The 25,387-nt window shown below is 59.4% G+C and carries 19 protein-coding genes and 2 pseudogenes; 15 read left to right on the top strand and 6 right to left on the bottom strand.

What is annotated here, in order from left to right; translation table 11 throughout:
- Positions 1-54 precede the first annotated feature (54 nt).
- Positions 55-531: a PAS domain-containing protein gene (locus FEE99_RS09040; RefSeq protein ID WP_041478000.1), complete on the bottom strand. Its 477-nt coding sequence runs from the start codon at positions 529-531 to the stop codon at positions 55-57.
- Between the two features lie 154 nt (positions 532-685).
- Between FEE99_RS09040 and FEE99_RS09045 the strand changes: the two genes are divergently transcribed.
- From FEE99_RS09045 to FEE99_RS09080, 8 genes and pseudogenes are all read left to right on the top strand, one after another.
- On the top strand, positions 686-1,141 hold the full coding sequence (locus FEE99_RS09045) for a flavodoxin (protein WP_041478001.1): 456 nt from the start codon (positions 686-688) through the stop codon (positions 1,139-1,141).
- Between the two features lie 175 nt (positions 1,142-1,316).
- Positions 1,317-2,099 carry a class II aldolase/adducin family protein gene (locus tag FEE99_RS09050; RefSeq protein WP_041478002.1) on the top strand — a complete coding sequence of 261 codons (783 nt, stop codon included), beginning with the start codon at positions 1,317-1,319 and terminating at the stop codon, positions 2,097-2,099.
- Positions 2,099-3,001: an alpha/beta fold hydrolase gene (locus FEE99_RS09055; protein ID WP_041478003.1), complete on the top strand. Its 903-nt coding sequence runs from the start codon at positions 2,099-2,101 to the stop codon at positions 2,999-3,001. The genes FEE99_RS09050 and FEE99_RS09055 overlap by 1 nt, the downstream gene beginning before the upstream one ends.
- 152 nt (positions 3,002-3,153) lie before the next feature.
- Positions 3,154-4,065 carry an SDR family oxidoreductase gene (locus tag FEE99_RS09060; RefSeq protein ID WP_041478004.1) on the top strand — a complete coding sequence of 304 codons (912 nt, stop codon included), beginning with the start codon at positions 3,154-3,156 and terminating at the stop codon, positions 4,063-4,065.
- 511 nt (positions 4,066-4,576) lie between these two features.
- Complete coding sequence (locus FEE99_RS09065; protein ID WP_041478005.1) at positions 4,577-6,370, top strand: DUF1302 domain-containing protein; 1,794 nt, start codon at positions 4,577-4,579, stop codon at positions 6,368-6,370.
- Between the two features lie 23 nt (positions 6,371-6,393).
- Positions 6,394-7,760: pseudogene (locus tag FEE99_RS09070) on the top strand (DUF1329 domain-containing protein).
- Between the two features lie 138 nt (positions 7,761-7,898).
- Positions 7,899-10,451 carry a LuxR C-terminal-related transcriptional regulator gene (locus tag FEE99_RS09075; protein WP_064361059.1) on the top strand — a complete coding sequence of 851 codons (2,553 nt, stop codon included), beginning with the start codon at positions 7,899-7,901 and terminating at the stop codon, positions 10,449-10,451.
- 152 nt (positions 10,452-10,603) lie between these two features.
- Positions 10,604-14,068 carry a dermonecrotic toxin domain-containing protein gene (locus tag FEE99_RS09080; protein ID WP_041479659.1) on the top strand — a complete coding sequence of 1,155 codons (3,465 nt, stop codon included), beginning with the start codon at positions 10,604-10,606 and terminating at the stop codon, positions 14,066-14,068.
- Between the two features lie 26 nt (positions 14,069-14,094).
- Here FEE99_RS09080 and FEE99_RS09085 read toward each other — a convergent pair whose 3' ends face one another.
- Positions 14,095-14,874 carry an IclR family transcriptional regulator gene (locus FEE99_RS09085; protein WP_041479660.1) on the bottom strand — a complete coding sequence of 260 codons (780 nt, stop codon included), beginning with the start codon at positions 14,872-14,874 and terminating at the stop codon, positions 14,095-14,097.
- A 163-nt stretch (positions 14,875-15,037) separates the two neighbouring features.
- Between FEE99_RS09085 and hmgA the strand changes: the two genes are divergently transcribed.
- From hmgA to maiA, 3 genes are read left to right on the top strand one after another with little or no spacing between them, the layout of a single operon-like run.
- Positions 15,038-16,342, top strand: coding sequence for a homogentisate 1,2-dioxygenase (hmgA, locus tag FEE99_RS09090; RefSeq protein ID WP_041479661.1), 1,305 nt, complete (start codon positions 15,038-15,040; stop codon positions 16,340-16,342).
- A gap of 3 nt (positions 16,343-16,345) precedes the next feature.
- Entirely contained in the window at positions 16,346-17,650 is a 1,305-nt protein-coding gene (gene fahA / locus FEE99_RS09095) for a fumarylacetoacetase (RefSeq protein WP_041479662.1), read from the top strand.
- A 12-nt stretch (positions 17,651-17,662) separates the two neighbouring features.
- The gene (maiA, locus tag FEE99_RS09100) at positions 17,663-18,301 is read left to right on the top strand and encodes a maleylacetoacetate isomerase (protein ID WP_041479663.1); all 639 of its coding nucleotides are present in this window, start codon (positions 17,663-17,665) and stop codon (positions 18,299-18,301) included.
- An 88-nt stretch (positions 18,302-18,389) separates the two neighbouring features.
- On the opposite strand, the gene FEE99_RS09105 is transcribed toward maiA, so the two are convergent.
- Positions 18,390-19,193, bottom strand: a complete 804-nt coding sequence (locus FEE99_RS09105) for a SirB1 family protein (protein ID WP_041479664.1) — start codon at positions 19,191-19,193, stop codon at positions 18,390-18,392.
- Between the two features lie 184 nt (positions 19,194-19,377).
- On the opposite strand from FEE99_RS09105, the gene FEE99_RS09110 reads away from it, so the two are divergent.
- Positions 19,378-20,397: a Glu/Leu/Phe/Val dehydrogenase family protein gene (locus tag FEE99_RS09110; protein ID WP_041479665.1), complete on the top strand. Its 1,020-nt coding sequence runs from the start codon at positions 19,378-19,380 to the stop codon at positions 20,395-20,397.
- 155 nt (positions 20,398-20,552) lie between these two features.
- Here FEE99_RS09110 and FEE99_RS09115 read toward each other — a convergent pair.
- Positions 20,553-20,807, bottom strand: a pseudogene (locus FEE99_RS09115) (YebG family protein); the annotation flags it as partial.
- 347 nt (positions 20,808-21,154) lie between these two features.
- Here FEE99_RS09115 and FEE99_RS09120 point away from each other — a divergent pair.
- Positions 21,155-21,655 (top strand): phosphate-starvation-inducible protein PsiE, encoded by a 501-nt coding sequence (locus tag FEE99_RS09120; protein ID WP_039759287.1) that lies wholly within the window; start codon positions 21,155-21,157, stop codon positions 21,653-21,655.
- Here the strand turns inward: FEE99_RS09120 and FEE99_RS09125 are convergent.
- Entirely contained in the window at positions 21,652-21,969 is a 318-nt protein-coding gene (locus FEE99_RS09125) for a DUF3509 domain-containing protein (RefSeq protein WP_041479666.1), read from the bottom strand. The two genes, FEE99_RS09120 and FEE99_RS09125, sit on opposite strands and share 4 nt — an antisense overlap.
- Before the next feature lie 263 nt (positions 21,970-22,232).
- Positions 22,233-23,609, bottom strand: coding sequence for an L-serine ammonia-lyase (locus FEE99_RS09130; RefSeq protein WP_041479667.1), 1,377 nt, complete (start codon positions 23,607-23,609; stop codon positions 22,233-22,235).
- 135 nt (positions 23,610-23,744) lie between these two features.
- On the opposite strand from FEE99_RS09130, the gene FEE99_RS09135 reads away from it, so the two are divergent.
- Positions 23,745-24,692: a LysR substrate-binding domain-containing protein gene (locus FEE99_RS09135; protein WP_016771630.1), complete on the top strand. Its 948-nt coding sequence runs from the start codon at positions 23,745-23,747 to the stop codon at positions 24,690-24,692.
- A 200-nt stretch (positions 24,693-24,892) separates the two neighbouring features.
- Complete coding sequence (locus tag FEE99_RS09140; protein WP_016771629.1) at positions 24,893-25,300, top strand: HPF/RaiA family ribosome-associated protein; 408 nt, start codon at positions 24,893-24,895, stop codon at positions 25,298-25,300.
- Positions 25,301-25,387: the final 87 nt, after the last annotated feature.

Below are 25,387 nucleotides of genomic sequence, written 5' to 3' on the forward strand. Positions count from 1 at the left end.
GGCTAACTCGAAGTGAATAGTTACAAAGTCATTGGTGATTGTAGTTAATGACCGTCAGTTCGCGGTTTTGTTTGCGCCGTTCGTCGCTTTGAGTGCCGCCAGCTCGCTTTGCAGCGCCGCCACTTGAGCTTCCAGCTGTGCAACCCGCTGCTGCGCCTTGACCTGAACCGTCACATCCTTCTGCACGCCGATGAAATAAGTCTGCCCGTCCTCGGCATTCTTTACCGTCGACAATGACAATTCGTTCCAGAACGGCGTGCCATCCTTGCGGTAGTTGCGCAGAACCTCACGACACGAGCCGCCTTCGCGCAATGTGTCGCGAATCGGTTGCAGACTGAGTTGATCACGGTCCCCAGCCTGGAGGAAACGACAGTCCTGATAAAGGATCTCTTCGCTGGTATAACCGGTCATGCGCTCAAAGGCGGGGTTGACGTAGATAAGAATATTATCTCGATCACCTTCCTTTTCGGCGACGACGATTCCTTCGTTTGAAGCATTGATCACCATTTGCAGCAGACGGGCGTTGATCATCCGAGAATCCCTTCCGTTGTGTCAGTGGCAGGCATTCTAGAAGAAAGCCGCGGACTGTCTATAGGCCATCAGCTTCCATTGAGAGCCAATCGCAACTTCGCAGCATGGGCTGTTACTATCGCGGCTCTTTTTTTTCAGTTCCAGGATCAGATTGATGAAAGTCGCCATCCTCTCAGGTTCAGTCTACGGCACCGCCGAAGAAGTCGCCCGCCACGCCCAGAACCTGCTGAAAGCCGCCGGCTTTGAAACCTTCTACAACTCGCGCGCCGCGCTGGCCGATATTCAGGCGTTCGCTCCTGAGGCTCTTTTGGCCGTCACTTCGACCACTGGCATGGGCGAGCTGCCGGACAACCTGCAACCGTTGTATTCGATGCTGCGCGATCAGTTGCCTGCTTCGTTGCGGGGCCTGCCCGGCGCGGTGATCGCCCTCGGTGATGCCAGCTATGGCGACACCTTCTGCGGCGGTGGCGAGCAGATGCGCGAACTGTTTGCCGAACTGGGCGTAAACGAGGTTCAGGAAATGTTGCGCATCGACGCCAGCGAAAGCGTCACGCCGGAAACCGATGCCGAGCCGTGGCTGGCGCAGTTGATCGAAGCGCTCAAGGGCTGATTGCGGGCAATAATCGCTGCACCTTATAAGCGTTGTTGCATTGCAATGGATCCAGGCTGTTTGCCCGGCTGACTCGTTCAGTCATCAAGCTGGCTGCCAATGCAACTACGCGATGCCCTGCGCCTGACTAGACTGCTGACACGAGCAGAACAAGAAGAACGCAGAGGTGCATACAGTGAGCGTAGCCCCCGTCCAATCGTCGCCGAATGTCAAAGATCAGGTCAGCGCTGCCGAGTGGCAGACCCGCGTTGATCTTGCCGCCTGTTACCGTCTGGTGGCGCTGCACGGCTGGGACGATCTGATCTTCACGCATATCTCGGCCAAGGTGCCCGGCACCGAAGATTTCCTGATCAATCCGTTTGGCCTGATGTTCCACGAGATTACCGCCTCAAGCCTGGTGAAGGTTGATCAGGCCGGCAACAAACTCATGGACAGCCCCTACGAAATCAACCCCGCCGGCTACACCATTCACAGCGCCGTCCACGAGGTGCGCCACGATGTGGTTTGTGTGCTGCATACGCACACCGCGTCAGGCGTTGCGGTGTCGGCGCAAAGGCAGGGGGTGTTGCCGATCAGTCAACAGTCGTTGTTCGTGTTGTCGAGCCTGGCCTATCACGCTTACGAGGGCGTGGCCCTGAATCATGAAGAAAAGGCGCGCCTGCAAGCCGATCTTGGTGACAACAGTTTCCTCATGCTGCACAACCACGGTCTGCTCACCTGCGGCGGGACTATCGCCGACACTTTTCTGATGATGTTCACCTTCCAGCGTGCCTGCGACATTCAGGTCATGGCGCAGACTGGAGGGACCGAACTGATCGCCATCGAGCCGCAGATTCTCGCCGGCGCCAAAGCGATGATTGCCGGCGTTACCAAGAGCGCGCAGGGCATGGGCGGCGCGCTGGCGTGGCCGGCGCTGCTGCGCAAACTCGACCTGCAGGATCCGGGGTATAAATTCTAATGCCACTTGCCGAGATTCCTTTGTGTGTCTGGCGCAAGCGCAGCCGGACCTTTGTTTTTCGTGGCCAGTCGATCCGCTACTGGACAGTCGGGCAGGGTGAACCGTTGCTGTTGATTCACGGTTTCCCCACCGCCAGTTGGGATTGGCATTACTTGTGGCAGCCACTGGCCCAGCGTTATCAGGTGATCGCCTGCGATATGCTCGGTTTCGGCGATTCTGCGAAACCGCGCAATCACACCTATAGCCTGCTGGAACAGGCCGATCTGCAACAGGCGCTGCTCGCCCATCTGCAGGTTGAACAAGCGGTGCATATTCTTGCCCACGACTATGGCGACAGCGTCGCTCAGGAACTGCTCGCGCGGCACTACGAAAAGCGCATCGAAGTCGCCAGTTGCGTGTTCCTCAACGGCGGGCTGTTTCCGGAAACCCATCGTCCGCTGCTGATGCAGAAACTGCTGCTCAGCCCGATTGGCTGGCTGCTTGGTCGCGCATTCAGTCGTGAGGCGTTGGTCAAAGGTTTCCGGCAGATCTTCGGCCCGCAGACCCAGCCGACTGAAAGCGAACTGGATGATTACTGGAGTCTGGTCGACAGCAACCATGGCCCGCGCATCCTGCATAAATTGATCACTTATATCCCCGAGCGCCGGATGCAACGTGAGCGCTGGGTGACGGCCATGCAGCAGGGTGACATTCCCTTGCGGGTGATCGATGGCGCATTTGACCCGATCTCCGGCGTGCACATGGTCGAGCGATATCGCGAACTGATCCCTGATGCAGACACCGTGCTCTTACCCGGCATCGGCCACTATCCGCAAACCGAGGCGCCGGTGCTGGTACTCAAGCACTATCTGGCGTTCCGCGATCGTCTGGTATTGCCTCCGCGCAAAGTGGCGTACTCCTGATTCTCGCCGAGAGCACGGGCTCTCGGCGTCCTGACACTCGATCATCCCTCAGCCTTATCGCGCACCATTCAGCCGCAGCCGTGTTCGTTGTGACCCAAAGCGCCGTGCCTGACACTCGGGGCAATATCCCTTGGCCTGCTGGAGTTGCCGCGATGAATGAACCTGTGCGTTTCGAAGATAAAGTCGTGATTGTCACCGGCGCCGGTGGCGGCCTCGGTCGTGCGCATGCTCTGCTGTTCGCCAGACAGGGCGCCAAAGTGCTGGTCAACGATCTCGGTGGCTCGACGCAGGGCGAGGGCGCCAACGCTTCGGCTGCCGACCGCGTAGTGGCGCAAATCCGCGAGGCCGGCGGTATTGCCGAAGCCAACCACGACTCGGTGACTGACGGCGACAAACTGGTACAGAACGCCCTTGATGCCTTCGGCCGCGTCGACGTCGTAGTCAACAATGCCGGGATCCTGCGCGACAAGTCATTTCACAAGATGGACGACGCCGACTGGGATCTGGTCTATCGCGTCCACGTCGAAGGCGCCTACAAGGTTACCCGTGCCGCCTGGCCGCATCTGCGCGAGCAAAACTACGGTCGCGTGATTTTCACTGCATCGACTTCAGGCATCTATGGCAATTTCGGCCAGTCCAACTACGGCATGGCCAAACTCGGGCTGTACGGGTTGACCCGAACGCTGGCGATCGAAGGGCGCAAGAACAACATTCTGGTCAACGCCATCGCCCCGACCGGCGGCACGCGCATGACCGAGGGCCTGATCCCGCCGCAAGTATTCGAGCAACTGAAGCCGGAACTGGTCAGCCCGCTGGTGGTGTATCTGGCCAGCGAGCAATGCCAGGAAACGTCCGGCCTGTTCGAAGTCGGCGGCGGCTGGATGGGCAAGGTGCGCTGGGAACGCAGCCTCGGTGCCGGCTTCGATCCGCGCGAGGGGTTCTCGCCGGAAGACGTCGCGGCGCACTGGCAGCAGATTTGTGATTTCGAAGGGGCGGCGCATCCGAAGGACAATATTGAAGCGTTGAAGGAAATGATGGCGAATTTGCAGAAGTATTCGATTTAGGCCCTCCCTCCAGGCGACAGGGCTGCAATTGGGCCCTGATTCCCACCTCCAAGTGCATCGCGCGCAAGCCGCCCATAAAAAAGGCCGCTGCAAACGCAGCGGCCAAGGTAAGACGTTGGATCAAGGAGCTACAAATCAACGTCAGTGAACACCGGGGCGGTAAACCGAAAACATCGATTTATCCAGAATCTGTAGCCAGTCGCTCGCGATTCAGCGTGGCGAGCTTGGCGCTTTGCGGCGTGTGCCGAGGAAAGCGCGCTCAGAATAAAGTCTCAAGCCTGTAGGAAAAATACCGATTCCAGACATGCACTGTTACGGGGCGCGCAACAGTGGCGTGCGCATGGATGGCGCTGATGACGCGCTATCCAGCCAGTCCATGAACCGCCCCAGGCCCCGCCGTACATGGCCATTCATCCTTTCGAGCGACAACGCAAATACCTCCTTGGTGCGCTTATCGACCGCTTCACCCGGCAGTAGGGTGGGGCCTTCTGTCACTCACCGGGGAAGACGCATGACAAAAACAACAATGCGCGCCATCTTCACACCGCAGGCGCTGGCCGCTGCGGTGGCTCTGGGTTGCTGCGCCCAGGCGCACGCGGTCGCCTTCAACATCGGCGAAATCGAAGGCACCTTCGACTCGTCACTTTCGGTCGGCGCGAGCTGGGGCCTGCGCGATGCCGACAACTCGCTGGTCGGCACGGTCAATGGCGGCAGCGGACAATCGTCCACCGGTGATGACGGGCGCCTGAATTTCAAGAAGGGCGAAACCTTTTCGAAGATCTTCAAGGGCATCCATGACCTCGAACTGAAGTACGGCGATACCGGCGTGTTCGTGCGGGGCAAATACTGGTACGACTTCGAACTCAAGGACGAAGACCGCGAGTTCAAACAGATCAGCGACAGCGGCCGCAAGGAAGGCGCCAAGTCTTCCGGCGCGCAGATCCTCGATGCCTTCGTCTATCACAACTACGCCATCGCCGATTTGCCGGGCACCGTGCGGGCCGGCAAGCAGGTGGTGAGCTGGGGTGAAAGTACCTTCATCGGCAACTCGATCAACAGCATCAACCCGGTCGACGTCTCGGCGTTCCGCCGTCCCGGTGCCGAGATCAAGGAAGGCCTGATTCCGGTGAACATGCTGTTTGGCTCGCAGAGCCTGACCGACAAACTCTCGGTCGAAGGCTTCTACCAACTGGAGTGGGACCAGACCGTTCTCGACAACTGCGGCACGTTCTTCGGCGTCGACGTGGCGGCGGACGGTTGCAACAACGGCTACACCGTCGGCAGCCCAGCGGTGGCGCCACTGGTGCCGCTGACCACCGCGTTCGGCCAAGGCATCCAGGTCACCCGCGAGGGCGTGGTGATCCCCCGTGGCGGCGATCGTGATGCGCGCGATTCCGGGCAGTGGGGCACGGCGCTGCGCTGGCTCGGCGACGACACCGAGTACGGCCTCTACTTCATGAACTACCACAGCCGTACGCCGACGGTCGGCACCACCACGGCAGGGCTGTCGACACTGGCGGCGTTGCCAGGCATGGTCGGCATTGCCAACGGACTCGCGCCCGGCAGTGGTGCGGGGCTGGCGCAAAGCGTGATGCTCGGGCGCGGGCAGTATTACCTCGAATACCCGGAAGACATTCGTCTGTACGGCGCCAGCTTCTCCACCACTCTTCCGACGGGCACCGCATGGACCGGCGAGATCAGCTACCGGCCGAACGCGCCGGTGCAGGTCAACACCAACGACCTGACCCTGGCACTGGTCAACCCGATTGCCGGCGGCACCGCATCGCCACTCGCCACTTCGCCGGGTGCCGACAACAAAGGCTACCGGCGCAAGGAAGTCACGCAAATCCAGAGCACCCTCACGCACTTCTTCGATCAGGTGCTCGGCGCCGAACGCCTGACCGTGGTCGGCGAAGCAGCGGTGGTGCATGTCGGTGGTCTGGAGTCACGCAGTGAGCTGCGTTATGGCCGTGATTCGGTCTACGGCCAGTACGGTTTCGGCGGCGACACCGACGGTTTCGTCACCTCGACCTCGTGGGGCTATCGCGCCCGGGCGATTCTCGATTACGCCAACGTCATCGGCGGGATCAACCTCAAGCCCAACCTGTCGTGGTCGCACGACGTCGCCGGTTACGGCCCCAACGGACTGTTCAACGAAGGTGCGAAAGCCATCAGCTTCGGCGTCGATGCCGACTACCGCAACACCTACACCGCGAGCCTGAGTTACACCGACTTTTTCGGTGGCGACTACAACGTCCTCGAAGACCGTGACTTCGTGGCCCTGAGCTTCGGCGTGAACTTCTGATCTGCCCGAGAAGGATGACCGCAATGCGCAAAACGATTCTGCAATGTGGCGTGCTGGCCTTGAGTCTGCTGGCGGCCAACGTGATGGCGGCGGTGTCGCCGGATGAAGCGAACAAGCTCGGCACCAGCCTGACCCCGCTCGGCGCCGAGAAGGCCGGCAATGCGGACGGATCGATTCCGGCCTGGACCGGCGGCATCCCGAAAAACGCCGGTGCGGTGGACAGCAAGGGCTTCCTCGCCGACCCGTTTGCCAACGAAAAACCGCTGTTCACCATCACCGCCGCGAACGTCGAGCAGTACAAAAGCAAGCTCTCCGATGGCCAGGTGGCGATGTTCAAACGCTACCCGGAAACCTACAAGATTCCGGTCTACCCCACCCACCGCACTGTGGGCGCGCCGGCGGAAATCTATGAGTCGGCCAAGCGCAGCGCGCTGAACGTCAACGCAATCAACGACGGCAACGGCCTGGCCAATTTCACCGGCAACCGCTACTACGCCTTTCCGATTCCGAAGAATGGCGTCGAAGTGCTGTGGAACCACATCACCCGCTACCACGGTGGCAATCTGCGGCGCATCATCACCCAGGTCACACCGCAGACCAACGGCAGTTACACGCCGATCCGCTTCGAAGAAGAGATCGCCGTGCCGCAACTGATGAAAGACATCGACCCGGATAAAGCCGCCAACGTGCTGACGTTCTTCAAGCAATCGGTGACCGCTCCGGCGCGGCTGGCCGGTAACGTGCTGCTGGTGCACGAAACTCTCGATCAGGTGAAGGAACCGCGTCTGGCGTGGATCTACAACGCCGGTCAGCGCCGCGTACGTCGCGCGCCGCAAGTGGCCTATGACGGCCCGGGTACAGCGGCCGATGGCCTGAGGACTTCCGACAACTTCGACATGTTCTCCGGTGCTCCGGATCGCTATGACTGGAAACTGGTCGGCAAGAAGGAAATGTACATTCCCTACAACAGCTACAAGCTTGACTCGCCGAAGCTCAAGTACGACGACATCGTCAAGGCCGGGCACATCAATCAGGACCTGACCCGTTACGAACTGCACCGCGTCTGGGAAGTGATCGGCACGGTGAAACCGAACGAGCGGCACATCTACGCCAAGCGCCACATGTACATCGACGAGGACAGCTGGCAAGTGGCACTGGCCGATCACTACGACGGTCGCGGGCAACTGTGGCGCGTTGCCGAAGGTCACGCCCAGTACTACTACGATCATCAGGCTCAGGCTTACACGCTGGAAGCGCTCTACGACATCATTGCCGGCCGCTACATTGCGTTGGCATGAAGAACGAAGAGAAGCACAGCTTCGAATTCGGTTTTGAAGCCAAGGCTGCCGATTACACACCTTCGGCCCTGCGCGCCGAGGGCGTGCGCTAACGGCTCTGCTGTACCGCTGGACAAAAGGCGACCGCACGGTCGCCTTTTTTATGGCCATCAATCAGCGTGCTGAATACTCGTCAACAAGGGCGCGGGAGAGGGCTAGGGTGAGCGCACAACGATAAGAAGGCTCACCCGATGACCGCCATGACCCCGTGCCTGGATCGACCCGGATTTTTGCCGAGGCTGTCTTCACATCATCAGCCTCGCAGTCGCTTGACTGCGCCTTTGCTGACATCGAACGCACGGGTCAGGCTGTTGTGCGCGCCGGCAGGCAGCGGCAAAACCGCACTGCTCACCGAATGTCTTCTTCAGGTGCGCGCGGAGTGCGAGGCAATCTGGCTGCCGCTGGCGGGAGCGGCGCTCAGCAGCGAAGAATTTTGCCTGCGTCTGACGCGGGCGCTCGGGCTGGTCGAAGGCCTTGATGATACGCAGCTGATGGCGGAACTGGCCCATTGGTCGAGGCCGACGTCGCTGTTTATCGACGATTACAGTCGGCTGCCGGATCCGGCTGTGGATGCTCTGCTGGATCGCTTGCTGGCGGTCAGCAGCCCGGCGCTCACCTGGTGGATCAGCACTCGCCGCCGGCCGCAGTGCAACTGGCCGCGCCTGTTGCTCGATGACGAACTCTACGAATTCGAGAGTGCCAGCCTGGCGCTGACTCACGATGAAGTTGTATCGGTGTTGCACCATTTGCCGCCTGACCAGGCGGACCGCGTCGCCACCCGTATCATCCAGCGTACTGGCGGTTGGTGCGCGGGGTCGCGCATGGCGCTCCTGCAGAAATGCGACTGGTCGCAAAACCTGCAACCGCAGCAGCGTGTCGACACTCTGCTCGATTATCTGCAGCACGAACTGTTCAGCAACCTGACGCCGGAGCAGGACGAGGCATGGCGTGTGCTGGCTCACCTGCCACGGTTCAATGCGCCGTTATGCGAGCATTTGTTCGGCGCCGGCGAAGGCGCGCGGCTGCTGCACGATCTGCAGGTGTTGGGCTGCTTTATCGAGCCATGGCAGCAATCCGCTGACTGGCTCCAGGTGTTCCGCCCGCTGTCGCGAATCATCCAGGAGTCGCACTGGCCGTGTGCGCGTTCCTGGCACCGGCGCGCCTGTCAGTGGTTCAGCGCGACGCAGGATTGGCGAGCGGCGTTCGAGCAAGCGTTGTTGGCCGAGGAATACGAAACTGCCGTCAGCCTGTTGCAGCATTTCGGCTTCGAAGACTTGTTCGAAGACCAGACCGTCGTCCTGCTGTTGCGCTTGCACGAGCAGCAAAGCCAGCAGCTGACCCTGATGACACCACAGCTGATCGTGCTGGTCACGGGCGCCTTATTGTTTGCCGGCCGGTTCGAACAGGCCGGGCAATGCCTGGCTCATCTCGGCCGCTTCATGCCGCAGCCGACAGCGCAACTGGAGCAGCAACTGCTGGCCCGCTGGCAGGCGCAACAGGGATGGCTGTTTCACCTGCAAGGGCAAATGGAGCCGGCACGCGCCTGCTTTCAGGAGGCTTTGTCTGCGCTGGCTGACGAGGCCTGGCAGGCTCGTCTGATGTGCCTGTCGGGACTGACCCAGCAGGCGTTACTGTGCGGCGAGCTGGATCAGGCACATGCCCTCAACCGCGAGGCGCTATGCCTGGCGCGTGCTCACGGCTCCTTGCTGTTCGAAGGCTTGCTTGAGCTTGACCATGCGCAATGGCTCGAGCAGCGGGGCGCGCCTTTGCGTGCCGAAAGCCTGCTGGTGGAGATCGAGCACTTGCTGCGCCAGCGCGCCACGCTACCCGTGCCACTGCTCGGCCGGATTGCCCTGCGGCGCGGACGACTGGCGCTGTGCATGGGCCTTGAAGAGCAGGCTGCGCAGTTGTTCAGCGAAGGCCTTGAAGATTGCTTGCGCAGCCACGACAAGCGGGTCTTGTATGGTTATCTGGGGCAGGCGCAACTGGCCGGCAATCGCGGCGATTATGCCTGCGCTTTCGAACGCCTGCGCGAGGCCGAAAGGGTCATGCAGCAACGGCAGATTCCCGATACGGTCTATCGCGGTGTTGTGTTGCAGGTGAGCAGCCAGTTCTGGTTGCAACAGGGCCGACCGCATCTTGCGCAAGAAGCGTTGAGCCGACTGTTACGGCATTACCGGGGACCTTCGGCGTTGCAGGCGCCACCCGCGACGTTCGAACTGATTATTCGCATCGAATACCTGCTGGCCTGCGCGAATGCGCAATCGGAGCCGGACGAAAGCGCTCTGCCAACCATTGAGCGATTGTTGAAGCGCGCTCAGGCCAAAGGCATGTTGGCGGCGGAAACGGAATTGTTGCTGGCCTTCGCCCAGTTGGCCGAAGCGCACGGTGACACGGTGGCGGCGCAGCAAGCGTTCCAGCGAGCCGCAACGCTGGCGGAGCGTTGCCGATTGCAGCAAGCCGTGCGTGAGTGGGAATTACGCCGAGGTAGCCTCACTGGGTCTGGCAAGGAGGTTTCTGCCTGGCCACGGGATAACGATGAACAGGCGCCTGGCCTCAGTCGGCGCGAACGCGAAGTGCTGATGTTGATTGCTCAAGGGGCTTCTAATCAGCAAGTTGCCGAGCAACTGTTTATTTCATTACATACAGTAAAAACCCATGCGAGGAGGATTAACGGTAAGTTGGGTGTAGAACGCAGAACTCAGGCTGTGGCGAAAGCCAAGTTGATGGGGATACTGGTTTAGTTTTGTAAATTCAGTAGCACAACATGGTGCTCGTTGTTGGGTGGCATGTTTTGTAATTTGTTCGAGCTTCATGTCGGCTGAAAAAGAAACTACCTTGCAATTATCGGCGGTGGCTGCACTTGCAGCTCTGGATAATCAAGTAAGGAAAGTTTGTGGCCAAGTTATATAAAAGTTTGATGCGTGGTTCTTTCGGTGAGCAGGTTACCTGGCCGGAAGAGTGGGAAAAGGCAACACAGGCTAAAACAGATCTGTTCAAGATCATCGACGCCATGCCGAGCGTGCTGGATATTCTGCGCAGCATGCTTGAGGGTGAACTGAAGCGTCTGGGCAAAACAGTTGATATCGACAAGGTCTATATCAATACGGATCCTGCTTTCCCTGCCGATGAAAATCGGCCATCAGGCACTCTTTGGGAGGTAACGGTTCATTGTCTGAATAACCATATAAGTCCTGCCTATATTATGGGTGGCGATGGGGTTTTTGTTCTGCCGGATACGTTCAGTGAGCAATTCAAAGTCAACGTGCTCAATACCATTGTTGTTGAAGATCTGATCGCTGCTGTAACTGCCGGACTGGAAAAAACATTGCGAGCCGAGATCGCAAAGTTCTGGGCTGCGCCAGCGAAACCCGTCCATGCCGACAATGCACCGCTGTCGAACAAACAGGCTTTCATCAAGGCCTATGCCGTGGTCACCGGTGCAGAGCTGTCGCTGTCGGTCATGGCCAACAATTTCGATGCCCGATTGGGCGAGCGATTCGCTCATCTGCTGGAAGCAGATGCCGGTCGCGCAGCGTTTGAAGTCAACCTGCAACCGGCACAGGATTATCTTCTGGTGCGCCAGCCCTGTTTCGTTCTGGACAACGCCGAGCGTGCGGTCGCAGAGATGCAACTGGTCAACGAGTCGACTTCCTATTTGCTGCACACGCCGGAAAACGGCTTTGAGTTCTTTGAAAAAAATACCGATTTGCACAGCAAACTTCAGCAGAGACTTTCCCTGCGTAGCGAGCAGATCAGTTATCCGAAAGCCACGCAAAATCCTCATGCGTTTTGTGCAGAGGCTCACCTCAAAGGTCAGCTTGAAAGCGTGGCAACCTTGATCAGTGGCCGGGCACAACTGGAAAAACCGCTGACCTCCATGCTTCAGGAGAATCAACGCCTGCATGTGCTGCGTTACGGCATCGACACCCGCTTTTATCTGCTTTGGGCAGCACTGAAGCGCACCGACTGGCCGCTTTGGCTGCATGCCGCTGGTAGCGATGTTCAACAACGTTATAGCGAGCTTGAAGAATCCAAAGACCAGTATGAGGCTGCATATTCGAGCGCGTTCGATACGTGTTTTTCTTTCAAGGACTATGTGGTGCGCACGTTCGCCGCATGGGCGCAGAGGGCCTTTGACGAACGTCTGGATCCAGAAGCGATCAGTGTCCATAGCTCGTACACTTTGCAGATTGCCGGACGGACCATCGAGCAAGAAGAAACCCGGACGCTGACGGAGTTTCTTGTTTTCGGTCTGCACGACAATGGTTACAAAGCGACTCTGACCATCATCGGCGCTCCCGACGGAAGTCGGCTGACGGCAGTAGCGCTCGAGCAGTGGCTGGAAAATCGTAACCTGCGCCTGGAGTTTACCGGCAGTCTTGCATACTCGACGTCGGTTGCTTGGCAGGAGGCCTATCGCAACTATCTCTTCAGCCAGATGGAGTTTGCAGTTTTTGTAGCTCGCCAGTCCGGGAAGCTGGATTCCACCGATGCGAACATCATCGCGCGAGCCATGGCCAACGACCCTGCGGTGACTATTCAGGGCTTGAAAATAAGGCTGCAAGTCCCAGCATTGAAAGATGTTCTGATGATTTCGGCCAAAGAATACGCACCGTCGCTGATGTTGGTCAAAACAGCTGACGGGCAATTCGAACTGCAGAAATTTTCCGATATCTACGCGGCGAACCGCTGGCTGGAGTCGGCATTGTCGGCGGATCGTGAATACGCCGCATTGATGATTCATCCCGACTACCTGCACGAGGCGGGTGAGTTGCTTGGCAGCGCTGGTACTCAACTGAGCTACCGCTACACGCTTGATAGCCGGCCGGTCGATCTTTATCTGAACGCCAAGGCACCTTTGGCGGACTACGTAAATGTCGCCTACCGAGCCGAAGTTGCGCTGCACAAGGCCATTGCACCGGCAGCTTATCGGGCGCTTGGCATTGAGGGGCGCAAGCGCTATTCGCGTCTGACAACCGAACTCAAGGCGCTGTCCACGGTTGATGCACGAGACAATGGTTTTCCGACATTCGAGCAGTTCACCTATGACGCGGTGAAGGCCCAGATAGAAGACCTATTGCGTTCGCGCGGCAGCAACATTTCGGTCAATCCCGACCAGATCATTATTCAGACCGAAGAGTTTCGTAAGAGCGTTACCGACGTCTTGCTTGAGGGACTCGCTTTCGAAGCGGTGCATCCGGCCTATGAAACCAAGTACAGCCCCAAATATTACTTGGTGAATGGACATCCCCTCGTTGAAAAACTGGATATCCGGGATTTGTCTTCGCTATCGAAAACCTTCCGCCCTGGTGACCGATACAGCGCGATGCTGGAAGAGCAATATCTGAACAAGGCTCATCCTGATTACGCTTTCAAGCGCGCGGTACATGCCCGGAAAATCCGCTGTGAGATGTATCGCAATGCGTTTGCCGATTTCACCAACGGCAGATTATCGACAGAGTCTTTCTCTGCTGTCCAAGGGGTTATCGATAACCTCAAAGAGAGTGGCGGTTATCAGTCGGTAGGGACCAGCACCGCCGAAGGTGATATCGGGCTGTACAAATTCAATATTGGCGCGCTGGGTCTGACGACTCCTGGGGACCGCGCGGTTGGCGGCGTTTATATTTTTCGACTGAAGTTGTCGTCAGGTTTCTTCGACTTGCTCTATACGCCTGACGCACCGGATCAAGTCAACTTCCGGCCGATCGCTGAGTTCGTTCCTTCGATTCGTTTTCGAAAAGGCCCGTTCAGGAACTATTACAGCGAGCGGATACTGCTGGTTGACCAGAAAGTGACCAATGACTACTTCGATAATCTGGTCGCAACGGTTGATACCCGACCGGTCATTCGCACACAGCAGCGTTCGTTACTGCCCGATCTGTTCACTTTCCATGACGAGCGAGTGCGCCGTGTATTGAGTGACATCGACGAACGGACCACCAGTCTCAACGAAATAATCGCCGGTGTGGTTTATGAAAATCTGTTGAAGGCCGCAAACATTGTCAGCCTGCTGGTGCCACCCGTAGGCACTGTGGTGGTGGCTGTGCAGGTGATGAAAAGCATCTACGACGCGTCGCAGTCGCACCGACGTGGTGATTATTCCGCCGCGCTGGGGCATGTGCAGGATGTATTGAGCGGACTGCTGACATTGGGTCAGGCTGCAGCGGCGGGGGCGCCGGCTAAAGAACTTACCCGTGCGCAACGCTCGTTTCTGAGTTTGTTTGAAGACGCCCGCACGGTCGCGGAGCTGGTTACGTATTACACCGGCCATGAAGACCCCGCCGATGAACTGATCGGGTTCTTCAAGGCACTGATGCAAGAGGCTGAGTCTGCATTAAGCAAGACCACGGTTCGCTGAGCCGTTTCGAGCGCTCATAGTCTGATTTATCTTTCGTAACCCATGCGCCAACTCACGGCCCGGGTCGCAGCCAACAAACGCTGCGCCGCCGGGCCGTTTTCGTCGGCGTGGAACAGTGAGGTCGGGCCGACGATGGTCAGCACCGCAGCGATCTGCCCGACCGCGTTGAACACTGGCGCAGAAAGCGCATCCACACCCGGCATCAACAAACCATGCACGTGATGCAGACCGCGTTCGCGGATCTGTTCACACAGCGCTGCATAGGCTGTTTCATCCTTGAGCGGATGCTCCGCGACAGCGATCTCCTGCTCGCGCAATTCATCGGTTTCCCGGTGCGGCAGGTAAGCGCTGAACACCAGCCCGGTGGACGAGCTGAGCAGCGGCAGCACCGAACCCAATTGCGTCACCACCGTCACCGCGCGCACCGCCGGTTCGATATGCACCACGGTTGCGCCCTGATTGCCCCACACCGCGAGAAAGCAGGTTTCGTTGAGTTCATCGCGCAGCTCGGACAGCGGCAGGGCGGAAACTTTCAGCACGTCCATGCTGTTGAGCGCGGCCAGGCCCACGCGCAGTGCTTCGCGACCGAGGCCGTAATGGTTGGTGGCGGTGTTCTGTTCGGCAAATCCAGAAGCTATCAACGCCTGCAAATAGCGATGCACCTTGCTTGCCGGCATCTGCACATGTTCGGCCAGACGCGACAGCGAAGTCGACGGTGACAACTCGGCCAAAGCCTTGAGGATGTCGGTGCCGACTTCGGCGGAGCGGACTTTCTGTTTGCCGTTGCTGTCGCTGGTTTTTTCCATGGGGCTGGCGGTTCCGGTTCGAATGGGCGTCTTTATAGCTTGACGCTGGATAGCGAGCAAATTACGTTATGCGTAATCAGATTACGATAATAACAACCCCGGCGTGCCGAGACCTCTGAGCCAGAGCGATGGGCCACTGCCGACTCCCTGTTCAGGAGGCTCCATGAACCCCGATTCAACCGCGCAGGACCTGGTTTACCAGTCCGGTTTCGGCAACGAATTCAGCACTGAAGCGTTGCCCGGCGCGCTGCCCGTTGGCCAGAACTCTCCGCAGAAAGCCCCGTACGGCCTGTATACCGAGCTGTTCTCCGGCACCGCCTTCACCATGCCGCGCAGCGAAGCGCGGCGTACCTGGATGTACCGGATCCAGCCATCAGCCAATCACCCGGCGTTCGTCAAACTGGAACGGCAACTGGCCGGCGGACCGTTGGGTGAAGTAACCCCCAATCGTCTGCGCTGGAATCCACTGGAGCTGCCGACCGAGCCAACGGATTTCATCGATGGTCTGGTCAGCATGGCGGCCAACGCCGGTGCCGAGAAACCGTCTGGCATCAGCATTTATAACTACGCCACCAATCGTTCGATGGAGCGGGTGTTCTTCAACGCCGATGGGGAAATGCTGCTGGTGCCGCAACTCGGTCGCCTGCGTATCGCCACCGAACTGGGCGTACTCGAAGTGGCACCGCTGGAAATCGTCGTTCTGCCGCGTGGCCTGAAATTTCGCGTCGAACTGCTCGATCCACAGGCACGCGGCTACCTCGCCGAGAACCACGGCGCGCCGCTGCGCCTGCCGGATCTGGGGCCGATCGGCAGCAACGGTCTGGCCAATCCACGGGATTTCCTGACCCCGGTCGCTGCCTACGAAAACTTGCAGCAACCGACTACTCTGGTACAGAAATTCCTTGGCCAGTTGTGGGCCACCGAACTCAATCACTCACCGCTCAATGTGGTCGCCTGGCACGGCAACAACGTGCCGTACAAATACGACCTGCGCCGTTTCAACACCATTGGCACGGTGAGTTTCGATCATCCCGATCCTTCGATCTTCACCGTATTGACCTCGCCGACCAGCGTGCACGGTCTGGCCAACCTCGATTTCGTGATCTTCCCGCCGCGCTGGATGGTCGCCGAAAAGACCTTCCGGCCACCGTGGTTCCACCGCAACCTGATGAACGAATTCATGGGCCTGATCCAGGGCGAATACGACGCCAAGGCCGAAGGCTTCGTGCCCGGTGGCGCTTCGCTGCACAGCTGCATGAGCGCCCACGGCCCGGACGGCGAAACCTGCACCAGGGCGATCAACGCCGAGCTTGCACCTGCAAAAATCGATAACACCATGGCCTTCATGTTCGAGACCAGCCAAGTGCTTCGTCCAAGTCGTTTCGCCCTCGAATGCCCACAGTTGCAACCCAGTTACGACGCTTGCTGGGCGACGCTGCCCGCCACGTTCGACCCGACCCGGAGATAACCCATGACACAGAATTCCATCCCCCGCAGCTGGGTCGCTTCGGCCAACGGTCACAGCGATTTCCCCTTGCAGAATCTGCCGCTGGGCGTGTTCAGCCTGGACGGTTCGGCGCCTCGCGCGGGCGTAGCGATCGGCGAGCACATTTTCGATTTGCAGGTGGCGCTTGAGGCCGGTCTGTTCGACGGTGTCGCACGCAGTGCGGTGGAAGCCATGCACGGCGGGCAGTTGAACGCGTTCTTTGAACTTGGCCGTGAGGCGCGGGTGGCCCTGCGCGAACGCCTGATCGAACTGTTCAGTGAAGGCAGTACCCTGCGCGGCAACATCGAAGCGCAAGGCGCGAAACTCTTGCCGTTGGCTGCCGATTGCCAGATGCACCTGCCGGCACGGATCAGCGATTACACCGACTTCTACGTCGGCATCGAGCACGCGCAGAACGTCGGCAAACTGTTCCGCCCGGATAACCCGCTGCTGCCGAACTACAAGCACGTGCCGATCGGTTACCACGGTCGCGCTTCGACGGTGCGAGCGTCCGGCACCGACGTGCGCCGGCCGAAAGGCCAGACGCTGCCGGCCGGGCAGACCGAACCGGTATTCGGTCCATGCGCGCGTCTGGATTACGAACTGGAACTGGGCATCTGGATCGGTCAGGGCAATGAGATGGGCGAGCCGATTGCCATCGGTGACGCCGCCGAGCACATCGCCGGGTTCTGCCTGCTCAACGACTGGTCGGCGCGGGATATCCAGGCTTGGGAATACCAGCCACTCGGCCCATTCCTGTCGAAGAGTTTCATCACCAGCGTCTCGCCCTGGGTGGTAACGGCCGAAGCGCTGGAGCCTTTCCGTACTGCACAACCGGCGCGCCCTGAAGGTGATCCGCAGCCGCTGCCGTATCTGCTCGACAAGCGCGATCAGGATGGCGGCGCCTTCGACATCGAGCTGGAAGTGCTGTTGCGTACCGAAACCATGCGCGAGCAGAACCTGCCCGCCCATCGTTTGACCCTGAGCAACACTCGTTACATGTACTGGACCGTGGCGCAAATGGTCGCGCACCACAGCGTCAACGGCTGCCAGTTGCAGGCCGGTGACCTGTTCGGTTCGGGCACTTTGTCCGGCCCGGAAAACGGCCAGTTCGGCAGCCTGCTGGAGATTACCGAGGGCGGTAAGAAACCGATCGAACTGGCTTCCGGCGAAGTGCGCAAATTCCTTGAGGACGGTGACGAAATCATCCTGCGTGCCCGCTGCGCCCGCGACGGTTTTGCCTCGATCGGCTTCGGCGAATGTCGCGGCACCGTGATCGCTGCGCGCTGACGGGAGCGGCTTATGGATCTCTATGGCTATTACCGTTCCACTTCGTCGTATCGGGTGCGCATTGCGCTGGCGTTGAAGGGCCTCGATTACCAGGCGTTGCCGGTCAACCTGATCGCACCGTCGGGCGGTGAGCATCGGCAACCGGCGTATCTGGCGCTCAATCCGCAGGGCCGGGTGCCAACCTTGCGCACCGATGATGGTGCGCTGCTGATTCAGTCGCCAGCGATCATCGAGTATCTGGAAGAGCGTTACCCGCAGGTGCCGTTGCTGCCGGATGATCTGCTGGCGCGCGCGCAGGTGCGCGGTGTGGCGGCGGTGATCGGCTGCGACGTGCACCCGCTGCACAACGTCAGCGTGCTCAATCGCCTGCGCCAGGCGGGGCAGAATGAGGCGCAAGTGGTGGAGTGGATCAGCCATTGGATCAGCCAAGGGCTGGCGACGGTGGAGCAGTTGATCGGCGACAGCGGTTTCTGTTTTGGCGAATGGCCGTGCGTGGCAGATGTGTATCTGATTCCGCAGTTGTATGCGGCTGAGCGGTTCAACGTCAGCCTGGAGGCATATCCGAAGATTTGCCGTGTGGCTGCCTTGGCGGCTGATCATCCGGCGTTTATCAAGGCGCATCCTGCCAATCAACCAGACACGCCTGACTGATCGTTCCCACGCGGAGCGTGGGAACGATCAAAAACAATTTCGCCTGATACACCGCAATCGCGAGCAGGCTCACTCCTACAAAATCTGGTCAATGCACGACGGAGTTGGGCGACAGATGGCCGAGGCGTTCGGTCAGGCGCAGGCGCTGGATCGGGTCTTCGCTGAGCAATAATGCATGCTCCAGATCGAAGCGTTCAGCGTTCGGGCAATCCAGCCGTTGATACAGACTGGCCCGGGCCATGTAATCGGAGGCCTTCGCATCGCCCAGTTCGAGCACTCGTTCTGCGTCGATCAGCGCGGCGATGTGATCGTCGTGGGTCAGGTGCAATTGGCGCAGGTTGCGTGACAGACGTTGCAGCATCTGCACCGGCGTTGCGCTCAGCAAATGTTCGGCGCTGAGCTGCATGTTCGGCCCGTATTGGCGTTGCAACAGTTCTCGGCAGTCATTGGGATACAGTCGCCGCCCGCCGCAAGGGTCGAGCAAGTGGTCGGCGCCGGGTACCCGCAGCAGAAAATGTCCGGGGAAGTTGACCCCGACCAGAGGAATCTCCAGCCCACGCGCCAGTTCCAGTGCGATCAACGCCAATGCCAACGGCTGACCGCGTTGGGTGTGCAACACGCGATGCAACAGCGCCGCCTGTGGGCGCAGCGGCAGGAAATCATCCTGCGCGAAACCGAGATCGACCATGCGCCGCAACAGCGGTTGCGCCAGTTCGCTGACCGGCAGCATCGGCAGCCCATAGCTGACGCGTAGTTGCAGATCCTTGAAGGTGCGCAACCATGCCTCGGGCTCGAGGGTTTTGTCGTGCTCGGCACTTATCCACAGCGCAGCTTCCAGCAGGGCTGGCGGTGAACGATGCAGGCATTCGAAAAAGCGTTGGCGCGCACTCATCTGAATCTCCCTCCAATGCCTCGTTTTAGCCCCGTCCGGATGGTTCGTCCAGTGCTGGGCTCATTGAGCGCGAGTTATAGCGGCGCAGCATTGTCCGCTCGGCGGCTCATGCCAGTGCGCGCCAGCAATTTTCAGGGGCAAGCCTATACTGGCGTTCTACAAGAAGTGATTCGGGAGCCTGTCGATGTTCGCTCTCATGCAAAGCACTCGCCTGGAATCGCTGCACCTGAGCGTGGACCCGGCCACCGGGTTGAAGGCGGTCATTGCCATTCATAACAGCCATCTGGGGCCAGCCCTGGGCGGGTGCCGTTACCTTGCCTATCCCAACGACGAATCTGCGGTCGAGGACGCCATTCGCCTGGCGCAAAACATGAGCTACAAAGCGGCGCTCGCCGGCCTCGCGCAAGGTGGCGGGGTGGCGGTGATCGTGCGCCCGGCCCATGTCGAGAATCGCGCTGCGTTGTTCGAGGCTTTCGGACGTTGCATCGAGCAACTCGACGGCCGCTATATCACCGCCATCGACAGCGGTACGTCAGTGGCGGACATGGACTGCATTGCCCAGCAGACCCGCCACGTTACCAGCACCACTTCGGCAGGCGACCCGGCGCCGCATGCGGCCATGGGCGTGTTCGCCGGCATTCGCGCCACGGCGATGGCGCGCCTGGGCAGCGACAACCTCGAAGGTCTGCGCGTTGCCATCCAGGGGCTTGGCAATGTCGGTTTTGCGCTGGCCGAGCAACTGCACGCTGCCGGCGCCGAGTTGCTGGTCAGTGACATCGACCACGGCAAGGTGCAACTGGCAATGGAACAGCTCAATGCCCACCCGATCGCCAACGACGCATTGCTCAGCACGCCGTGCGACATTCTCGCGCCGTGCGGGTTGGGCGGGGTGCTTAATAGTCACAGCGTTTCACAGCTGCGCTGCTCGGCGGTGGCCGGTTCGGCGAACAATCAACTTTCCCATCTGGATGTGGCGGATCAACTGGAACGGCGCGGGATTCTTTATGCGCCGGATTATGTGATCAATGCCGGCGGGCTGATTTACGTTTCACTGAAACATCGCGGTGAGGAGCTGCCGACGATTACGGCGCATCTGTCGAAAATCAGTTCGCGGCTGACCGAAGTCTTCGCCCATGCTCAGGCGGAAAAACGTTCGCCGGCGCGGGTGGCGGATGAGTTGGCCGAAAAGGTTTTGTATCGCTGAAAGCAAAAGATCGCAGCCTTCGGCAGCTCCTACATTCCGAGTGTAGGAGCTGCCGAAGGCTGCGATCTTTCTAATTACTTCGGCGCTTTCGCTGCTTTGGCTGGCTTCGCCGGCGCCTCATCAGGTTCTGCCGCTTCAGCTTTTTCGACAGGCTCGGCCGGCGCATTGATCAGCTCCGACAGCGCATCGGGCTGGCTCTTGAACGCCCGGGCGAACACATCACGATTCTTCGCCATGTAGATCCCGGCTTCTTCCACTTGCTGTTCGGTCAGAGACGGAACGGCTTTTTGCAGCACATCGGCCAGATATTCGGCCAGTTCGAGCATTTTGTCATGACGATCAGCTTCGGCTTTATCCATGAACAAGCGCTCCAGATCTCGGCTGCTGCGGTATACCACTTCGACGGCCATTCACCACCTCACATGCCTTCACATTAAGTTGTCTTGACGACTACTGTATCCATATACAGCGAAAAGGATAAGCGAATCCCTGCGCCATGGGTAGTGGCTTTTCAATGTAGACCGGATTTGGCGTTTGTCAGGGGTACGGTGTGGCTGCTATTCGCGAGCAGGCTCGCTCCCACGGGGATTGTGCAAAGCCGCGAGCCTGCGACCAAACGCCACGGCGCGGGATTTGCGGCGGATCGCCATGATGCGTGGCCCTGAACCTGCATGAAAACCGTTGCTACAAGGCGCGCGCGCAAAACCGTCACGTGCGATACGCATCATCCGCCCGAAACGGGCTAAGGAAACTCATCGTGAAAATAAATTGGGCCGAGAAACTGCGGCGTAACGTGCATCAACTGGCCGAGTCCCTGGGCAACCTGTTCGTCGAAACCTTTCACTATCTGGCGCTGTTCGCCATCGGTGCGGTGACAGCGTGGGCGGCGGTGATGGAGTTTCTCGGGATGCTCGAAGTCGGGCACATCAAGATCGATGACATTCTGTTGCTGTTCATCTATCTGGAACTGGGCGCGATGGTCGGGATTTATTTCAAGACCAACCACATGCCGGTGCGCTTCCTGATCTACGTGGCGATCACTGCACTGACGCGCCTGCTGATCTCCAACGTCTCGCACCACAACCCGCCGGACATGGGCATTATCTACCTGTGCGGCGGCATTCTGCTGCTGGCGTTTGCGATCCTGGTGGTGCGTTACGCTTCGTCGCAATTCCCCTCAGTGAAGATCGAGAACCCGCAGCGCAAGCTCGGCACGGGCTCCAGCGAACATCCTGAAGTGGAGAAGGGCGAGCTTTAAAGGCCCGCCGCCTGACCCGGCTGGCCTTTGACCCGTGGCGGTGGCGGGGTCAGCCCGGCGCCGCTGGTCATGGCTTCGAGGATCGACATGGCGCTGTGGCCCTGTTCGATGGCGATGCCGAACCGGATGCTTTGCACCAGCCTCTTCAAACGCTCGGGATCGTTGCGCTGTTCGGCGCTGATCATGCGCTTGGCCACAATGCGGCCGGCGTTGGACAGGGTCAGCATGATGCTGCCGTCCAGGCCCTGAATGCTCAGATTGATCTGATAGTCCGGCGCGAATGCATCGGTAATGATTTGAAATGGGTTGTCCATGATGCGTCACCGCCTGATTGAACGTGCAGTTGTTGACCGGCCATGATCTGATTTGGTTCGCAACACCAGACCACTGGCATCTCGTTCGCTGAGGTTTGCAATGTCCGTTTGCCTCAAGGGTGATGTAGCAAGGGGCATGCCGGAAAAATTGTCGAACAATAAACACGGCGAAAAAAACGGCGAGCCTCGGGGCTCGCCGTTTTTTGTGGCGCATTTTCAGGGCAGGAATGAGCGGATGATCGCTGACAGTGCAGTCAGGCCGATCAGCACTCCACCCAGTTCACCGCCAGCCCGCCCCGCGAGGTTTCCTTGTACTTGTCGTGCATGTCGGCGCCGGTGTCGCGCATGGTGCGAATCACCCGGTCGAGGGAAATAAAGTGATTGCCGTCGCCGCGCAGGGCCATTTGCGTGGCGTTGATCGCCTTCACCGCCGCGATGGCATTGCGCTCGATGCACGGCACTTGCACCAGGCCACCGACCGGATCGCAGGTCAGGCCGAGGTTGTGTTCCAGGCCGATTTCGGCAGCGTTTTCCAATTGCTCCGGTGTCGCGCCGAGGACGTCGGCGAGGCCGGCGGCGGCCATTGCGCAAGCCGAACCGACTTCGCCCTGACAGCCGACCTCGGCACCGGAGATGGAGGCGTTTTTCTTGCACAAAATGCCCACGGCGGCTGCACCGAGAAAGAACGCGACGACGTCATCGTCAGACGCATCCGGATTGAATTTCATGTAGTAGTGCAGAACGGCCGGAATGATCCCGGCGGCGCCATTGGTCGGCGCGGTGACCATGCGCCCGCCGGCGGCATTTTCTTCGTTGACGGCAAGGGCGAACAGGTTGACCCATTCCATTGCCGACAGGGTCGAGCTGATCACATTCGGTTTGCCGATTTCCAACAGGCTGCGATGCAGTTTCGCCGCGCGGCGCGGTACTTTCAGACCGCCGGGCAGGATGCCTTCGTGGCGCAAACCTTGTTCGACGCACTCGCGCATCACTGACCAGATGTGCAGCAGGCCTTTGCGAATCTCGGCATCGCTGCGCCAGGCGCGCTCGTTGGCCATCATCAGTTCGGACACGCGCAGATTGTGCTTTTTGCACAGGGCGAGCAGTTCGGCGGCGCTGGAAAAATCATAGGGCAACACCACGTCGCTGGTTGGCGCCACGCCAGATTCGACTTCAGCCGCTTCGACGATGAAGCCGCCGCCGACCGAGTAATAGGTTTGCGTGAACAGCTCGGCGCTTTCGCCAAAGGCGCTCAGCGACATGGCGTTGGGGTGGTAGGGCAGGCTCTCGTCGAGCAGCAGCAGGTCGCTCTGCCAGTCGAACGCAATTGAGCGCTGACCGGCGAGGGACAGTTGTCCGGTTTCGCGCAGTTGCTGGATGCGTGGATCGATGGTCGAAGGATCGATGCTGTCCGGCCACTCGCCCATCAGGCCCATGACCGTCGCGCGATCGGTGGCATGGCCAACGCCGGTGGCCGAGAGCGAACCGTACAGGCGGACCTGCACACGTCGCACATCATTGAGCAGATGCTGATCGACCAGAGCCTGGGCAAAGGTCGCCGCTGCGCGCATCGGGCCGACGGTATGGGAACTGGACGGGCCGATGCCCACTTTGAATAGATCGAAAACACTGATAGCCATGCTAAACCCTTACAAGCAATGGAGTAGGAATCGCTGCCATTTTTTGTCGGACAAGCGCAATGTCGGCGATACTGCCTGCCTCGCTTCGAGGTGACCAACGAAACCTCCTAAGACAGCCTTTAGCAGGACTAAACAATGAGTCGTCAATTGCATGCCCAGACCTACGTCTGGCTGCAGGTGTTTGCCTGTGCCGCGCGGCACCTGTCGTTCACCCGTTGTGCCGAAGAGCTGCACATCACCCCGGGCGCGGTCAGCCAGCAGATCCGCCAATTGGAAGAGCGCCTGGGCTTTCGCCTGTTTCATCGGCGCGCGCGGGGCGTTGAGTTGAGCGCGCAGGGGCAGCGGCTGGCGATTACTGTCAATGAAGCCTATGGCAGCATCGATGCGGAACTGCGCCGGCTGGACGCCGGGATGATCAGCGGGACTCTGCGGTTGCGTTCGATCCCGTCGTTTCTCGGCAAGTGGCTGACTCCGCGCCTGCCGCGCTTGCAGCAACGCTTTCCGGACATCCAGTTGCGCCTGGTGGCCGAGGACAGCAGCGTGCCGTTGCACGAAGGCGATTTCGATCTGGCGATCGACCTCAACGATGGCAGCTACCCCGGATTGTTATCCACAGCCTTGCTCGACGAGCAGATATTTCCGGTGTGCGCGCCGAGCCTGCTGCGCGGGCGACCGCCGTTGCACGGGCCGGCGGATCTGGTGCATTTCCCGCTGCTGCACGACATTACCGCCTGGCGTGGCAGTTACGAGTATGCGGAATGGGAGTTCTACTTGAACGCGATCGGCTTCGAAGGCGCCGATGTGCGGCGCGGGCACACGTTCAATCGCAATCACCTGACCATTGAAGCGGCGATTGCCGGTATGGGCGTGGCGATTGCCCGGCGCACGTTGCTCAATGATGAGCTGGAGCGCGGCACTTTGATCGTGCCGTTCGGCTTGTCGGTGCCCAACCATAAACGCTACGTGCTGCTATATGCGCCGGGGGCGTTGAGCCATCCGGGCGTGCGCGCTGTGCATGACTGGCTGGTGGAAGAGGCGGGGATTTTTCGCAGCCTGCACCCGCTGAATGAGCAACAGATGTGAGCAGATTTTTCTGCGGAGCGGGTCGACCCAACTCCCGACATTAACAGCGCCTCGCTCGGTTGTCCGGCTTTTTTTGCGAATGAATATTTTTCTTTTTTCAGGGGTTGAAATGTTCGTCGCTCGGGCCGATTGTTGTAACCAGGAGGTCAGGAAATTCAACTCAAGGCCTCCAGCGAGCTAGCTGAAATAAGGGATGAACTATGCAAATCCAAGTCAACAGCGATAACCATATTCAAAGCAGTAAGCGACTGGAGGAGTGGGTACGTACAACTATTGAGAGCACGCTCGACCGTTATGAAGAAGACCTGACCCGTGTCGAAGTCCATCTGAGCGACGAGAACGGCGAAAAACCAGGTCCCCATGACTTGCGCTGCCAACTGGAAGCGCGGCCAAAAGGCCACCAACCGATTTCCGTGACCCATAAAGCCGATTCGCTGGAACAGGCGATCGACGGTGCTGCCGAGAAACTCGAGCACAAACTGGATCATCTGTTCGGCAAACTGCGAGGTAAACCACGCGCCGCTGTAGTGCCATTTACCGGCAAAGCCAACGACAAGCTCTTGGCGGAAGAATTTGACGAGAACGAACAGGCAGCGATCAACAGTTGATGCGCTGATTTCACAAGTCACACAAGGAGAACGGGCCTGCTGATGCAGGCCCGTTTTTTTTCGCATGGCGGCAAGGCTTCAGAGTGT

The organism is Pseudomonas sp. ef1, assembly GCF_007293365.2.
Lineage (GTDB): Bacteria > Pseudomonadota > Gammaproteobacteria > Pseudomonadales > Pseudomonadaceae > Aquipseudomonas > Aquipseudomonas siliginis.

Excerpts from the sequence above, each read along its gene's own strand:
- fahA (WP_041479662.1), top strand. The coding sequence starts at position 16,346 with ATGACACAGAATTCCATCCCCCGCAGCTGGGTCGCTTCGGCCAACGGT.
- FEE99_RS09140 (WP_016771629.1), top strand. The coding sequence starts at position 24,893 with ATGCAAATCCAAGTCAACAGCGATAACCATATTCAAAGCAGTAAGCGA.
- FEE99_RS09130 (WP_041479667.1), bottom strand. The coding sequence starts at position 23,609 with ATGGCTATCAGTGTTTTCGATCTATTCAAAGTGGGCATCGGCCCGTCC.
- FEE99_RS09135 (WP_016771630.1), top strand. The coding sequence starts at position 23,745 with ATGAGTCGTCAATTGCATGCCCAGACCTACGTCTGGCTGCAGGTGTTT.
- FEE99_RS09075 (WP_064361059.1), top strand. The coding sequence starts at position 7,899 with ATGACCGCCATGACCCCGTGCCTGGATCGACCCGGATTTTTGCCGAGG.
- maiA (WP_041479663.1), top strand. The coding sequence starts at position 17,663 with ATGGATCTCTATGGCTATTACCGTTCCACTTCGTCGTATCGGGTGCGC.
- FEE99_RS09125 (WP_041479666.1), bottom strand. The coding sequence starts at position 21,969 with ATGGACAACCCATTTCAAATCATTACCGATGCATTCGCGCCGGACTAT.
- FEE99_RS09045 (WP_041478001.1), top strand. The coding sequence starts at position 686 with ATGAAAGTCGCCATCCTCTCAGGTTCAGTCTACGGCACCGCCGAAGAA.
- FEE99_RS09060 (WP_041478004.1), top strand. The coding sequence starts at position 3,154 with ATGAATGAACCTGTGCGTTTCGAAGATAAAGTCGTGATTGTCACCGGC.
- FEE99_RS09040 (WP_041478000.1), bottom strand. The coding sequence starts at position 531 with ATGATCAACGCCCGTCTGCTGCAAATGGTGATCAATGCTTCAAACGAA.
- FEE99_RS09110 (WP_041479665.1), top strand. The coding sequence starts at position 19,378 with ATGTTCGCTCTCATGCAAAGCACTCGCCTGGAATCGCTGCACCTGAGC.
- FEE99_RS09065 (WP_041478005.1), top strand. The coding sequence starts at position 4,577 with ATGACAAAAACAACAATGCGCGCCATCTTCACACCGCAGGCGCTGGCC.
- FEE99_RS09105 (WP_041479664.1), bottom strand. The coding sequence starts at position 19,193 with ATGAGTGCGCGCCAACGCTTTTTCGAATGCCTGCATCGTTCACCGCCA.
- hmgA (WP_041479661.1), top strand. The coding sequence starts at position 15,038 with ATGAACCCCGATTCAACCGCGCAGGACCTGGTTTACCAGTCCGGTTTC.
- FEE99_RS09055 (WP_041478003.1), top strand. The coding sequence starts at position 2,099 with ATGCCACTTGCCGAGATTCCTTTGTGTGTCTGGCGCAAGCGCAGCCGG.
- FEE99_RS09085 (WP_041479660.1), bottom strand. The coding sequence starts at position 14,874 with ATGGAAAAAACCAGCGACAGCAACGGCAAACAGAAAGTCCGCTCCGCC.